This window comes from Hydrogenovibrio crunogenus, from assembly GCF_004786015.1.
GTDB classification, from domain to species: Bacteria; Pseudomonadota; Gammaproteobacteria; order Thiomicrospirales; family Thiomicrospiraceae; genus Hydrogenovibrio; species Hydrogenovibrio crunogenus.
The window spans coordinates 2,276,677-2,290,548 of the sequence record NZ_CP032096.1 but is presented as its reverse complement, the minus strand read 5'-3'; the positions used below and the strand labels follow the sequence as shown (position 1 = coordinate 2,290,548).

11 protein-coding genes are annotated in these 13,872 nt (G+C 44.7%); 2 read left to right on the top strand and 9 right to left on the bottom strand.

All coding sequences use genetic code 11. The features are described 5' to 3' along the window. Positions 1-5: 5 nt before the first annotated feature. From GHNINEIG_RS10840 to GHNINEIG_RS10830, 3 genes are all read right to left on the bottom strand, one after another. Positions 6-2,420, bottom strand: a complete 2,415-nt coding sequence (locus GHNINEIG_RS10840) for a penicillin-binding protein 1A (RefSeq protein WP_135796667.1) — start codon at positions 2,418-2,420, stop codon at positions 6-8. 234 nt (positions 2,421-2,654) lie between these two features. Beyond that, a complete protein-coding gene (locus GHNINEIG_RS10835) occupies positions 2,655-2,864 on the bottom strand; it encodes a hypothetical protein (protein ID WP_135796666.1) in 210 nt (69 codons plus the stop codon). Positions 2,865-3,056: 192 nt separating this feature from the next. Continuing rightward, positions 3,057-3,920, bottom strand: coding sequence for a YicC/YloC family endoribonuclease (locus GHNINEIG_RS10830; protein WP_135796665.1), 864 nt, complete (start codon positions 3,918-3,920; stop codon positions 3,057-3,059). A gap of 133 nt (positions 3,921-4,053) precedes the next feature. Here GHNINEIG_RS10830 and rdgB point away from each other — a divergent pair, with 133 nt between their 5' ends. Continuing rightward, the gene (gene rdgB / locus GHNINEIG_RS10825) at positions 4,054-4,653 is read left to right on the top strand and encodes an RdgB/HAM1 family non-canonical purine NTP pyrophosphatase (RefSeq protein WP_135796664.1); all 600 of its coding nucleotides are present in this window, start codon (positions 4,054-4,056) and stop codon (positions 4,651-4,653) included. Between the two features lie 18 nt (positions 4,654-4,671). Here rdgB and GHNINEIG_RS10820 read toward each other — a convergent pair whose 3' ends face one another. Next, positions 4,672-5,361, bottom strand: a complete 690-nt coding sequence (locus GHNINEIG_RS10820) for an FAD-binding oxidoreductase (protein ID WP_135796663.1) — start codon at positions 5,359-5,361, stop codon at positions 4,672-4,674. Positions 5,362-5,391: 30 nt separating this feature from the next. Next, entirely contained in the window at positions 5,392-6,213 is an 822-nt protein-coding gene (gene xthA, locus GHNINEIG_RS10815; RefSeq protein ID WP_135796662.1) for an exodeoxyribonuclease III, read from the bottom strand. A 179-nt stretch (positions 6,214-6,392) separates the two neighbouring features. Between xthA and purU the strand changes: the two genes are divergently transcribed. Then, positions 6,393-7,250 (top strand): formyltetrahydrofolate deformylase, encoded by an 858-nt coding sequence (gene purU / locus GHNINEIG_RS10810; RefSeq protein WP_135796661.1) that lies wholly within the window; start codon positions 6,393-6,395, stop codon positions 7,248-7,250. 15 nt (positions 7,251-7,265) lie between these two features. Here purU and GHNINEIG_RS10805 read toward each other — a convergent pair whose 3' ends face one another. The 4 genes from GHNINEIG_RS10805 to GHNINEIG_RS10790 are packed head-to-tail and all read right to left on the bottom strand — an operon-like array spanning position 7,266 to position 13,759. Continuing rightward, on the bottom strand, positions 7,266-9,389 hold the full coding sequence (locus GHNINEIG_RS10805) for a GNAT family N-acetyltransferase (protein ID WP_189636884.1): 2,124 nt from the start codon (positions 9,387-9,389) through the stop codon (positions 7,266-7,268). A 46-nt stretch (positions 9,390-9,435) separates the two neighbouring features. Continuing rightward, a complete protein-coding gene (locus GHNINEIG_RS10800) occupies positions 9,436-10,836 on the bottom strand; it encodes a CAP domain-containing protein (protein WP_135796659.1) in 1,401 nt (466 codons plus the stop codon). A 9-nt stretch (positions 10,837-10,845) separates the two neighbouring features. Beyond that, positions 10,846-12,861, bottom strand: a complete 2,016-nt coding sequence (locus tag GHNINEIG_RS10795; RefSeq protein WP_135796658.1) for an EAL domain-containing protein — start codon at positions 12,859-12,861, stop codon at positions 10,846-10,848. A gap of 10 nt (positions 12,862-12,871) precedes the next feature. Next, entirely contained in the window at positions 12,872-13,759 is an 888-nt protein-coding gene (locus GHNINEIG_RS10790; protein ID WP_223260886.1) for a sulfurtransferase, read from the bottom strand. Between the last annotated feature and the right edge of the window lie 113 nt (positions 13,760-13,872).

Below are 13,872 nucleotides of genomic sequence, written 5' to 3'. Positions count from 1 at the left end.
TAGGGTTATTCAAACAGTTCTTGCGTGATCTCTTCCATACGTTTTTCGGAAAGGTCAGGAATTTTAGGCGCATAGGCTTCTCTGAACACCTCAAAGAAAGCACCCGGCGTGTCAGCGGGAACCGCCATGCCTGTTGAGCGATCAATGGGAACATTCACCAGTCCTTCTGGTAACGGGAAGGGGGCATTAGGGTAAGGCTTTAATGCTTCACGCATATAGTCAATCCAAATCGGCAGTGCGGCACGCCCACCGACTTCTGAGCGTCCTAATGTTTTGGGAGTATCAAATCCGACCCAAACGGTGGTGGCAATTTCTGGGTTGAACCCAGAAAACCAAGCGTCTTTTTGTTCATTGGTCGTGCCCGTTTTTCCGGCAATGTCTTGTCGTCCTAGCACTTTGGCTTTACGCCCAGAGCCATAGTTGATGACGTCTTGCATCATGGACGTCATGATGTAAGCATTTTGCGGAGTAATGACGCGCGGCGCATTTTGAGGGTCGCCTTCATAGCATTGAGTCATGCACGCTTTTAACGGATGTGCTTTATACAACGTATCACCATTAAAATCTAAAACAGAGTCAATAATGTAAGGGTCAATACGATAACCGGTATTGGCAAATGTGGCATACCCTCGAACCACTTGAATGGGGGTCAGGGGTACCGATCCTAGTGCCAGAGATAAATCCCGGTGTGCATTGAGTTGGTCCTTAGGAAACCCGAAGCGCTCCATGTAATTAACCGCATAACGAATGCCGATTTGGCGTAATAACCGAATCGATACCAGATTTCGAGAATGCGCTAAGGCTTTACGTAAACGGGTTGGGCCATAGAAACGACCAGAATAATTTTCTGGACGCCACGTATCTTCTAATGCGCTATCATGAAACACTACCGGCGCATCGTTGATGATGCTGGCCGCTGTCAGTCCTGTCTCCAGAGCACTGGAATACAAGAAAGGTTTGATATTAGACCCTACCTGACGCTGTGCTTGGAGGACACGGTTGAACTTACTTCTAAAGTAATCAAATCCTCCCACGAGGGCAATGATTTTGCCATCCTTAGGATCAACCGAAACCAAGCCTGACTCAGTTTGTGGGTCTTGAGCCAATTGCCAGTGGTCGTCTTTATTTTGCAAATAAATGACATCTCCGGCAGACAACACATCCAAAGCACTTTCAGGGTCGGGACCGGTTTTGTTTTCATCAATATAGGGAGCCGCCCAGCGCATGTCATCGAAATTCAAAGTAATTTGTTCATTGTTTGCCATCAACACGCTGGCATTGGCTTCGGTTACATCCGTAACCACGCCCACTTCAAGGAAGCCAAATTTTGGAATATCGTCCAAGGTTTCCAACAGTTGTTCGTTGTCGGAAAGCAGGGTTGGGGCAAGGTGTTTGATCGGGCCTCTGTATCCATGACGTCTTTCATAGTCCTGCAGTCCATTTCTGACCGCCAGGTTGGCGACCGATTGAAGGTGACTGTCAATGGTGGTGACAATTGTTAATCCGTTCTTTAAGGCATCCTCTCCAAATTTATCAACCGCGAAACTTCGCGCCATTTCTGCGACATAGCCGGCTTCAATATCAATTTGAGCTCCGGTTAACTTAGCGTGAACCGGAACATTTTGCGCTTGGTTCATCTCTTCCTGAGTGATGTAATGGTTTTCGTACATACGACGTAACACATAATTACGACGCAGTTTTGCGCGCTCAGGGTTGTAGATCGGGTTGTAGCGGGATGGTGCTTTAGGTAATCCTGCAATCATGGCAAACTCATCCAAAGAAAGCTCGTTGATGGATTTACCATAGTAAGTTTGGGCGGCAGCGGCAACCCCGTAAGAACGATACCCTAAAAAGATTTTGTTGAGGTACAGTGCCAGAATTTCCTGTTTGCTGATTTGGTGTTCAATTTTATAAGACAGGACAATTTCATTCACTTTACGTAAATAAGTTTTTTTCTTAGTCAAAAAGAAGTTACGCGCCACCTGCATAGTGATGGTAGACCCCCCTGACTTTTTACTACCGGTGGTTACCAATTCATAAACGGCGCGGGCTAATCCTTTATAGTCGACACCGCCGTGTTCAAAAAAGCTTTCATCCTCAGAGGAAATAATCGCCTGAGTCATGCGTTCGGGGATTTCTGAATAATCTAGCGGGATACGTTTTTTAGTTCCAATTTCAGTAATCAACTGGTGATCTTTGGTGACAATTTTTAAAGGAACTTGATAGGTCACCTCTTTTAATGCAGAAGCATCCGGCAGGGTTGGATAGATGGTAATGGCATAGGTGATCGCAATCGCGGCCGGAGCAACAATAAACCCGAAAAACGTGGAAAACCAGAAAAAGTGTTTAAATCGGCTGCGTTTTTTCTTTGGTGGCGTATCGTGTTCTTCAGGCGTCTGCGAATTTGAGTCTGTGGTCATGAGTGCGTTTTTTACCGTTTAGGGATTAAGGAATCTTTATAATATCAACTACCTAGGATAGGTTTAAGCAGCCTGTTAAATTATCGCATGTCTTTTGATAATTCAAAAAGATTTTTTGGCTAAATTTAGAGGGGGATTATACGAGAAAATCTTTAAATACTAAAGAGATAGGTTGAATGAAAGCAAAAACCCGGTATGAACCGGGTTTTTAGGCACGTTTTATTCAACGAAAGTTTATTTTGAATAACGCTTTGTTTTGATGTCACTGTAGATCATATAAATGTGACCTACAACAATCACAGTGATTGCCGCAATAACACCAAACATGCCGATACCAACTTGTAGAGAGTCTGGTAGGTAACCTGCCCAGATTCCTAATAGGACTGCCAGTGGGATAACAACCGTAACCACGAGCACACCAAGCATTTTCATAAAATTGTTCATTTTTTTTCCTCAGATAAGTTGTGATTCCTTACAACATTTCGAACTATACTGCGCTTATAGTCAAATTTCAAATAAAAATCTTGATTGAGGTCAAGAAAGAATCTTTATAAGCTGAAAAACTTTTAACAGGGGCTGTGTGCGATATTTGCTTTCAAACCAATAAGCCTATTGCACGCTATTTAAGCGGTTTGTTTATTCAATATTTTGAATTTGTTCGCGAATTTGCTCAATCAGGACTTTGAGTTCCACGCTGATTTGAGCAGTACGACTGTCGATGGATTTAGAACCCAGTGTATTCGCTTCCCGGTTTAATTCTTGCATTAAAAAGTCTAAACGACGCCCCATCACCCCTGTGGTTTTTACCAGCCGTTCAACTTCATCTAAATGCGTGTTGAGGCGATCCAATTCTTCTGCAACATCCATTTTTTGCGCTTGGATGGCCACTTCTTGATGGTATCTAGCTTCATCTAACGAGTCGGCCAATTCCATAATACGTTGTTTTAGCTGTTCGGCGAAGTGAGCTTGTATTTCTGGCAGTAACCCTTGTGCTCGGTTTACGAGTTCTCTCATGGCTTGTGTTTTCTCGATAATGATTTTTTGAAGCGATGTTCCTTCTCGTGAACGGGTTTGGTTAAACTCGTCCAAACAGGCTTGAAGTGTCCTTAAAATATCGTCATTGAAGGCGTCATTGTTTTCCGCATTTAGGTTTTGCAGCAGGCCTGGCCATTTCAGTAAGTCAACAGGGTTTACTTGAGTCGCTTCGGGTAACGCCATCTGTACTGTTTGAATGGCTTGAGTCAGGTCTTTTAGTAGAGGTTCATTCACACTGAACTCGGTTTCGGATTGTGTCACCGAAAGGCGCAGTGTCGCTTCAACCTTGCCTCGAGAAATGTTTTTTTTGAGTTGTTCCCGGATGGTCATTTCTAACGGTTTAATGCTGTCAGGAAGTCGTAAGTGTACTTCTAGAAAACGTTGATTGACAGCGCGCAATTCCCAAGTAAGGGAACCCCAGTCAAAAGCGTGTTTGGATAAGGCAAAAGCGGTCATACTTTTCATGATGGTTCCTTGCTGAATGTGTAGGCTTTTTGTGAAGCAAAAGCTGAGCTTTGGGTATAATGCCTTTATTCTAAAGGGTTATCGTTTTTTTTGCACTGAGTGAGTGTGATGGACAAAATACAGGAGTCATTTCATGAAAACCGTTATTCTTGCCACGGGAAACGTCGGAAAGCTTGCTGAGATGCAAGAAATTTTGGCGCCTTTGGCATTCAGTGTGCAGGCTCAATCGGACTATTTCAGCGAAGAAGCGGTTGAAGATGGATTCAGTTTTATTGAAAACGCCATTCTTAAAGCGCGGTTTGCCAGTGCTAAAACCGGTTTGCCAGCCATTGCAGACGATTCCGGGTTAGAGGTCGATTTTCTACAAGGTCGCCCGGGCATTTATTCCGCGCGGTATTCTGAAGGGTATCAAGGTCAGCCAGCTTCGGATGCACTTAACAATCAAAAACTATTAGATGAGTTGAACGGCGTACCGGTTGAAAATCGACAAGCGTGTTATTACTGTGCCATGGTGTATGTTCGGCATAAAGATGACCCAACCCCTTTGATTGGCTTAGGGCAATGGTGTGGGCGTGTGTTAGAGTCGCCAAGAGGCACAGGCGGCTTTGGATATGATCCTCTGATTTGGATGGAAGAGGAAGGGTGCTCGGTGGCGGAGCTTTCCAAGGCGGTCAAAAATAAAATCAGTCACCGAGCAAAAGCTTTACAAGCACTGGTTGCTCAATTGAAATAATTCATTAGTCGAATGCTTTTAATTGAACGCATTCGGCGACAACCCTGCCTCAATGAAGCTGGCTTTAGCCGATTCGACCATCGGCCAAGGGCCGCATAAATAGACCCGGGATTCACTTAAATCAGGGTGGTCTTGCAAAACTTTGTGGTGAATACCGCGTTGATCTGGGTGTTCCGCAAAATCTCCAGACACACTGGTGATATAACGAATGTTTGGATGGAAATCTGCCAATTGTCGCATGGCTTGGTCCAAATAAAGATCTTCTTCGCTTCTCGTGCCCCAGTAAAACTCAATTGATAGAGATTCATCCTGTTTGAGCAGTTCATCTAACAGCGCTTTCATTGGCGCAAATCCGGTTCCTCCCGCCACCAAAATGATGCGTCGTGATTTGAGCATGTCGATAGGGTCCAGCTCATATTGATTATTCGGCCCATCTATGTAAACGGTTTCTCCGACGTTCAGCGCAAACAGATCTTGCATCCATTGCGAATTGTCTTGGTTTCGAATGTGAAGTTCAATCAAGTCATCTGTACGACTGGCAGAGGCAATGGAAAAAGGCTTGAGATCGGTTGGCACCAGCCCGAGCATGACGTATTGTCCACCGTGATAAACGAATTCTTTGGACGGTCGCAATAACAACAACAGGGTGTTTTCTGTTAATTTTTCCGTTTTCTCAACCGACATGGGTTGCAACGCAGTTTGAAGCATGTTGATTCCTAAGCTTTTTCAGCGACGGGGTTAAAATTTAAATTCAGTCCAGACCGGTGCATGGTCGGAAGGCTTTACCATCCCACGAATATCATACGCAACACCACTGTCTACGGCTTTTTCAGCCAAACATTTGGTGGCCAATACGGTATCGATTCTGAGCCCACGTTTCGGCTCGGCATCGAACCCTTTGGAGCGGTAATCAAACCAGCTGAAAATACGGTCTTCTTCAGGATGAACTTTACGATAAGTGTCTTTCAGTCCCCAACCGATCAAGGTCGCCCACCATTCTCGTTCTTCCGGTAAGAAACTGGTTTTTCCGTCTCTTAACCAGCGTTTGCGGTTGGGTTCGCCAATACCGATGTCTTTATCTTCTGGTGAGATATTGAAGTCGCCGATGACCACCAGGTTTTGTTCAGGTGAACAGTCTTCTTCCAAGTAAGTCATCAGGTCTTGATAGAACGCTTCTTTTGCCGGGAATTTAATCGGATGGCTTCGGTTCTCACCTTGGGGGAAATAGCCATTCACGACACGGACTTCATTACTCTCTTGGTCTTCAAAGTCGGCCATGATCATACGCTTTTGAGCGTCTTCGCCATCGTGTGACCAACCATATTGGCTGTCTTTAAGAATAAGGGATTTTTTATACAGAATGGCGACACCATAATGGGTTTTTTGCCCCATATAAATCGCATGGTAACCCATGGCTTCGATATCCGACAAAGGGAATTCATGGTCTTGCACCTTGGTTTCTTGCAAGCCGATGATATCCGGGGCATAAGTATCGGTCAGCGCTTGTAGTTGATGTAAGCGCATACGTACGCTGTTAACATTAAAAGAGACAATTTTCATAAGGGATTGAGCTGTCATAATAAATAAAATTAATAAAGATAAAGTATAACAGACTTAAAGAAAAACACCCAGGCCTGGGTGTTTTTGGGAGCATTGTTGCGTTTTGATGCCGAAACGGACGGAATTTGCTAAACTATCTTTTTTTATTTAATAGCTTAGCGCTGATTTGAGAATTTATTATGAGTCGTGTTTTTCGTTTAATCATTTCTTGTCCGGATCAAGTTGGGATTGTTGCCAAGGTAGCAGGGTTCATCGCTTCTGAAGGGGGGTCGATTATTGAAGCCAACCATCATACCGATGCGTTGAACCAATGGTTCTTTATGCGCCATGAAATTTTGGCTTCTTCTTTAAATAATGATCTGGATGGGTTTAAAACGAAATTTGCAGAGATTGCAGCAGACTTCGATATGGATTGGCAAATTACCGACTCCGATCAGCCGAAAAAAATCGCCTTGTTCGCCTCAAAAGAGTCGCATTGTTTGGCGGACTTACTCTACCGTTGGCATGAAGATGACTTGCCGGGGGAAGTGGCTTGTGTAATTGCCAACCATGATGATTTGCGTCGAATGGTGGAATGGTATGACATTCCTTTTCATCATGTACCTGTCACGCCTGATACGAAGCCGGAGGCGTTTGCAAAGTCACAACAGCTGGTGGCGCAATACGATGTTGATGTGATTGTGCTTGCGCGCTATATGCAAATCCTTCCGCCACAAATGTGTCTGGATTACGCCGGTCGGGTGATTAATATTCACCACAGCTTTTTACCGTCATTTGTGGGGGCGAAACCTTATCATCAAGCCTATGAGCGAGGGGTGAAATTGATTGGCGCCACGTGTCATTATGTAACGGAAGAATTAGATGCCGGGCCGATTATTGAACAGGATGTGATTCGCGTCAGTCATTCGCACAGCATTGAAGACATGCGCCGTTTAGGGCGAGATGTGGAAAAAACCGTGCTGTCTCGTGGCTTGCGTTATCACTTGGAAGACCGTGTTTTGATTCATGGCAACAAAACCGTGGTTTTTGACAACTAAGAATGATTTGTGCGCTTAAAGATGTGCTTTTAACCAAGCCTTAAATTCGAATTCCAGCGCTTTTCGATTCAAACTTTCTTTTAAACACACCTGCTGCCAAGGGTGTGTTTGCAACACTTTTTCAACCCAACTTTCCGCCAAAGGCTGTGTCGCCAAGTGGTTGATGTGGGCTAAAGTCCACTGTCGTAATTGATACGCCACCACTTCATAAGGCTGTTGTTGTAAGTAACCTTTAGGAAAAGAAACGATGGGAAAGTCACACCCTTGCAGTAATGTGATGACCAGTGCTGATTCCAATCCTTTAAAACTCTCGGTCAGATTCCAGGCAAATTGGTTTTGGAACGCGGCTAAGGTCGAGTCAGTCAATGCCTTAGCAGTGGCGGAAAAGGGCCGACACATCGCTAAAGAGTGCATACCACTGGCCTTATCTCGTTTGAGCCCTAGATGTAAGGGAACAAATTGGTGTTTGCGCCAAAACTGGATCAATTCTGGAGTTGCGCCGTAGCTGGTGGTTACACAGTCGTAGTCAGCTTGATTGGCTTGCAGAAATTCATTGAGCAGTTGTGAGCCAATGCCTTGCTGTTGTGCATTTAACTGCACAGCAATCCGTTGAATGCGTAAAGTTTTGAGTGCAAGCCAGGAACGCTCTGCTGTATTCTTAGCCATGAGCTGAGGAAATAAGTGCCCTTGCGCACGACGATTTTCACCCAAATCTTGCGGCAGCAATCCTTCTTCAACAGCCAGTACCACACCGATGATTTGACCCGATACCTGTGCAACCCAAAGTTGTTGGTTCGGCACTTCCAAAATCTGCATTAAATCATTGGGTCGTGTTTGGTAGTGCGCTTGCGTTAACAATTGAAAAATTTGTTTGAGTCGAGTTTTACCTTTTGACGAATCCAACAATTCCAAAACGGAACAGCGTTCTATTTGGCAGGCTTCAATTGGTGAGCTCTGATGGGATTTGACCTCGGGCAGCGCTTCTTCTAACAATAAGAGTTGGTTGACACTTTTTTCCAATGGATCTTGAGCATGCCATCGAATCGGTGTCTTCATTTGTAGAGGCTTCCAACCTGGGTAATGTTGGGTCAAATAGTGTGAGAGTTTGAGTTGAAACCCTCGTCCTGATCCCTCATAGCCTTGCTGAGTGGTCGCCAGAACCGTCCGGGAATACTGTTGCAAAAGCTGTTTTAACATCGGTAAGGGTAAGTGTGCGGATTCGTCTATCAGCAGAATGTCGGTGACATTTGTCTTCGCAATCAAATCATCAGGCGCTTTGAACTCAATGCGATAGGGTTGATTGTTGTGTTCAAAAACCACCAGGCCTGGCCGTTTTTCAATGCATTCAAACCCGTTATACGTTAACGCATCGATTTGTTCTTCAATGGCTCTGAATGCCATCTGTACTTGTGTCAACCGTGCCGCCGTGAGCGTAATATGTTTTTTGCCGGATCGAATCAACTCAACGCAAGCCAATCCTAGAGCTGTGGATTTCCCTCGTCCTCGGTCAGCGGTGAGTACCAATGGACGTTTTCGATGACCATAAGCAACATGATGAATCGCGTCTAAAGCCATCACTTGGTCCGGCGTTTTGTCGCCTTGCCACTCCAAGCTGTCCGTGGCTGGTTTCAAGACGGATAAGTCGGGTAAAGGATTGTGTGGTGTGCACCATAAAGCGGTGTGTTGTAATTGTTGCCAGAGATAATGGTTAAACCCTTTTAAACTGTCTTTCGGTGTCAAAGGGAAATTCAGAAAGTGTTTCAGTAATGGGTTCGGTAAGTTTTTAAATGTGGCCTGGTCTGGCAAACAGATGATACACAATCCCCCTGCCCGAATCATGCCGCTGACGATTCCGAGTGCATCGGCTTCAATACCTTCTTCCGCGCGGAAAATAGCGAAATCGGTTTCCTGTCCCAGTAATAATTTGAGCTGTTTAGGGTGCGTGGCTTCGGCTTGAAGATGTAAGGAGTGAGAGCCAATAAAGAGCCCTTTTGTATCGGGCTGGATGACAGTATTGAGCATCTGTTGTTGCCAGCTAAGCTCGCCACTTAGAACCAAACAGGCTCGATGACGGTGAAAGGTCAGCGTATTGTGCAGTTGCTGGGACCAGTTTTTTAAGTCAGGGGAGGCTTGAGTCATAATCATATTCTAGCGCAACAAGACTGACAGGAGAGGAAACCTCATCCTAATCGGTTTCAATTTCAAACCGTATCAAGGTTTGACTGGGACCATAGGCAATAGAAAAGGCACCGCCAAATGGCGCAGCATTCAAGGTAACCTGAATGGTTTCGCCATCAATAAAGTGGCTGCTGACTTCAATGGACTTAGGTATTTGTTTGCGCATCACAATGGTTGACGCCATTTTGCACTGGCTAGGCGGGAAGTACAACGTATAGGTCTGGCCTTTTTTAATTTTAAGCGTCTGTTTTTGTGCTTTTTCGGCCGAAAAAGTGACCAGGCCTGGCTGGTTTGGCGTGGTAAATTGCCAGCGTTGGGTTTTGCGTTGTCCATCTTCTTTGTATTGGATTTCAGCTTGATACTGGCTGCTCCAATTCAAACGGTGTTTTGGGAAAAAAGCCACCCAGCGGTCTTTTTTTGAAGATGGTTTTGAATGGTTTGTTAGGGCGTTTAATTCTCTGACAGGGTTGCTTTGATTGTCAAAAATGGTTTCGGCGACGATGGGAATCAGTTCGTCATTTTTCTGTTCAAAGACTTTAAAGCTGTCATTCAGAAATTCGATACGTCCGGCATAAATCGGGTTGATCTGAATATGAACCGGATAACCTGAGACATTACATTCCGGCAATGGATCAGGAGACTCTTCATAGAAAACGGGAGAAACCTCTCCACCAGGGTTGGGCCAAGTAATCAGTTTGGGGTTGTTTTTCGCGACCTGATTCAAGGCTTGATCGTAATCCCGCTTTGAAACAGGACGATTGTTTTGACAGACCTCCTGGTAATAATAAGTTCCAGGTTTAGGAGATAGAGGCGATTGGCACAAGGCATTTAATGCTTGATTGCCCAGTAAAGCCGTTAAGCTTGAATTGACAGGCCCTTCGCCATTGCCAGAAATGCCGACACCGATTTGATCTTTGGTCATGTCCAGTAAAGACAAGCGGTGGTAGATTGCAGACATCAAGTCATCAATAAAAGGATGTGGACGGCGGTGGTTGTATGCAATGACTTCGGCAACCGGGCTTTGATAGCCTGCACTAAAAGCGCGTTCTGTAGGGGTGTGGCCACTGAATCCTGGAAGGTTGGGTTGCTCTTCGTGGCTTTGAAGATTGTTGAGTGAAGAATAGTTCGCATGGTGGCGTGCAGCATTTGACAATGCGGGTTGGTATTGCAATGAGGTCAGGTGTACGCTTTGGCGAATGCGATTCAGATAAAGCATGGCTTCGCGCTCCTGTGCTTCCACCATGGAAGGCGTTAGCGGCTTGGTGACAGGTGTTTTTTGATAAGGGTTCTGTTGCTCAGGAATGCTGGAAAGATCACTGGGTGGGGTCATGATTTTTTCCAGGCCACCGTTGAAAAACCAGATCAGAAACAGCCCGAGCATAAAATATAGCAGTAATCGAATCAGCATAGCAATCCTTTATGTCAGCCATTCTGTAAGAGGTTTGGGACGACCCAAGAAATAGCCTTGTCCATAAGTAATCCCAATTTCAGTTAGGGCATCCACATCTTCCTGTGTTTCCACATATTCGGCCACTGTTTCCTGATTTCTTAAGGCACTGATTTCTTGAATGTAGCGGATGACCGCCTTGTCGCTGGGATCCGAGTGCATGTCTTTGACAAAACTGCCGTCTATTTTAATCACATCAAAAGGAAGGCTCTTTAGGTATTCAAAAGAGGACATCCCGGTACCAAAGTCATCCAGAGCGAGCCCGATCCCTAGTGCCTGGCAGTATTGAATAAACGGCATGGCCTGATTGAAGTTGCCCACAGCAGAGGTTTCAGTGATTTCCAATTCCAGCTTACGCCAAGGGAAATGAGGGTGTTCACTCACAAGCTGTTTTAAGCGTGCTTGGAAATCTGCATTATTGAGACTGGAGCCTGCCAGGTTGATATGGGCTTTATGCAGCTTGGTTAAATGGGTTGGTAACGATTGCACCATGTTTAAGTACTGAGTGAGCACAAACCCATCGATATCGGCCATCATTTGATAGCGTTCTGCGGTAGGTAAAAACGCATCGGGTGCAATCAGGTTACCATTCATATCGCGTAAACGAATTAGGATTTCATAACTGACCTCATCGTGGTTATTATGTTGTAAGGGGGTAATGCCTTGTGCAAACAATTCGAAATAGGCGGTTTTTTTAGGCGGCTTGGATACAGGCGACTGCGCCAAAGCCTCTTTAATGTAACTGGCGATTTGTACTTCATGTTTATGATATTGAGACTCTTCATCCTCCGAGTGGAAAATATGAAGCTTATTACGTCCAGAAGATTTGGCGGAATAGAAGGCGGAATCGGCTGCTTTAACCAGTTCTTCCAGAGTGTATTCATAAGGTTTGAAAGCCACCATACCAATGGAGACCGATACAGAATAGGCTTGACCTTCCCAGCTAAAACGAAAATCTGACAAGTGTTCCAGCAGCATTTCGGCGATGGCCTTACCAATTTTTTCAGAATGATTCGGGAGTAAGATATAAAAGTCATCCCCGCCAATACGGGCCATGGAAACACTGTCAGGTAAAATGTCCTGGCAGCTGTGCGCCACCATTTTCAGCAGTTCATCGCCGGCACTATGACCTGCGGCATCATTGATCAGTTTGAACTGATCTAGGTCGATATTTAATAATACATGATGTTGGGTAGTTTCGTCTTGAAGGGCTTTTTGAATCAACAGTTCAATGTAATAACGATTATAAAGACCTGTTAAATCATCATGCTCAGAAAGATAACGCATTTGCTCAGTCGTGGCTTCTATTTTATGGATCATTTCGTTATAGCCATTAAAAAGCGCCCCAATTTCATTTTTAGCATCCGTATGCACAGGAGAAAACCGGTTGAGGCTGACGTCATTATTTTTCATCGCTTCGACTAATCGAGTGAAAGGTTGGTTGTAGCTTCGACTTATCCACCAAGTAAAGAGCAGTGCCAGCAATAACTCTAAGGGTAAAGCGATGAATAAAAAGATTAAGTGCTTTTGGAACTGGGTTGAAAAAGACATCATATCGATGACATAAACAGCGGACCCATATTGGTGACCGTCCTCTATTAGAGGATGTTTGACAAATAAATCTTCTCCATGAAACTGTGGGGTTTCCGTACTTCGGTCAACCAGGTCTTGATACGTTTTGTGGGTATGTAGGTAATTAAATACCGGCTGGTTTTGGTCATCCAGCAATAAAACCCGATCAATCTGTTGGAATCCGGCCAAACGAAAACTGAGATCTGAGTAAACACTGGCGTCATTGGACACAATGCCTTTCAATAAATCATGGCGTAAGGCAGCATTAACGGTAGTGGATAAACTTACCGCCAACGTTTCTCGTTGTTTCATATCTAACCAAAACGCAATGCCTAAAGAACCGATCGCAATCATAAAGGTCACGGCTGAAATCCAAATCATCAGTTGAACTTTGATGCTGAGTTTACGCCACATGCTCTATTCCTTACTTTTTCGCTTCAGATTGAGAAGGGTTGACGATTGGGAGAGAAAAGTCGTTGCCCCATTCCAACCAGGAGGCGTCATAGTTCGCCACATCATAGCCCAATTCACGTAATGCCAGGTAGTTGGTTGCCGAAATGCGACCGATGGCGCAATACAGCACGACCTTTTTATCTTTCGGAATATGGGCATAAACGTTTTTGAGTTGCGTTACCGAGGAAATCTTTGCAAAGTGGTTATTGGAATCAATATTATGAGAAGCTGGAATATTAATCGCTTTCGGGATATGCCCGAACCGTTTGGCATGCGATTTTAACCCCATATAAGCCGGCTCAGGACGGGCATCAATCACGACTTGATTTGGGTTTTGTGTGGCGATTTGTGTCGAAAACTTGGTGGCCAATCGTTTGTGGTTGATGACCGGGACATAGTCACTTGGGCGCACCTTCGGCACTTCTTCATTAATGGGATAATTTTGTGCAGCCCAGTAATCGTATCCTTGGTTTAAAACTTGAACATGGGTGAATCCGTAAACTTCTAATGTCCAGAATAGGCGAGCCGCATCGACCAATGCGCCTTCATCATAGATTACGATCGGCATTTCTCTATCTAATCCCAGTCGGCGCAAAATAATTTGAACCTGGTTGGGAGAGATGATTTTACCGTTGAGGCGTTTGTGTTGATAGGTCCAGTCGACAGGAAAGTTGCGTGACCCTGGAATATGGCCTTGTTGATATTGATCAGGGGATCGAGCATCCAAAATGGTCACGCTGTTATTGGTGAGGGCATTTTTTAGTTGTTCAGGCGCAAACAACAAGCTCTGTGCGTAGAGAGGAGTGCTGCATAGGCAGAAAAAGAGTATTCCCAGTTGTTTTTTCCACCAAGACATCATGCCTTCCTTTGCTGACCGAGTACATAAAATCAAATATAGCGGTTACTCTGTTATTATTCAATAAAATTTGTCCGGAATTTATAAAAGAAACGCCAAAATTTTTAAAGAAAATC

What these genes read in the sequence shown, in the direction of transcription:
- GHNINEIG_RS10840 (WP_135796667.1), bottom strand. Translation starts at nt 2,420, where the DNA reads ATGACCACAGACTCAAATTCGCAGACGCCTGAAGAACACGATACGCCA.
- GHNINEIG_RS10835 (WP_135796666.1), bottom strand. Translation starts at nt 2,864, where the DNA reads ATGAACAATTTTATGAAAATGCTTGGTGTGCTCGTGGTTACGGTTGTT.
- GHNINEIG_RS10830 (WP_135796665.1), bottom strand. Translation starts at nt 3,920, where the DNA reads ATGAAAAGTATGACCGCTTTTGCCTTATCCAAACACGCTTTTGACTGG.
- rdgB (WP_135796664.1), top strand. Translation starts at nt 4,054, where the DNA reads ATGAAAACCGTTATTCTTGCCACGGGAAACGTCGGAAAGCTTGCTGAG.
- GHNINEIG_RS10820 (WP_135796663.1), bottom strand. Translation starts at nt 5,361, where the DNA reads ATGCTTCAAACTGCGTTGCAACCCATGTCGGTTGAGAAAACGGAAAAA.
- xthA (WP_135796662.1), bottom strand. Translation starts at nt 6,213, where the DNA reads ATGAAAATTGTCTCTTTTAATGTTAACAGCGTACGTATGCGCTTACAT.
- purU (WP_135796661.1), top strand. Translation starts at nt 6,393, where the DNA reads ATGAGTCGTGTTTTTCGTTTAATCATTTCTTGTCCGGATCAAGTTGGG.
- GHNINEIG_RS10805 (WP_189636884.1), bottom strand. Translation starts at nt 9,389, where the DNA reads ATGACTCAAGCCTCCCCTGACTTAAAAAACTGGTCCCAGCAACTGCAC.
- GHNINEIG_RS10800 (WP_135796659.1), bottom strand. Translation starts at nt 10,836, where the DNA reads ATGCTGATTCGATTACTGCTATATTTTATGCTCGGGCTGTTTCTGATC.
- GHNINEIG_RS10795 (WP_135796658.1), bottom strand. Translation starts at nt 12,861, where the DNA reads ATGTGGCGTAAACTCAGCATCAAAGTTCAACTGATGATTTGGATTTCA.
- GHNINEIG_RS10790 (WP_223260886.1), bottom strand. Translation starts at nt 13,759, where the DNA reads ATGATGTCTTGGTGGAAAAAACAACTGGGAATACTCTTTTTCTGCCTA.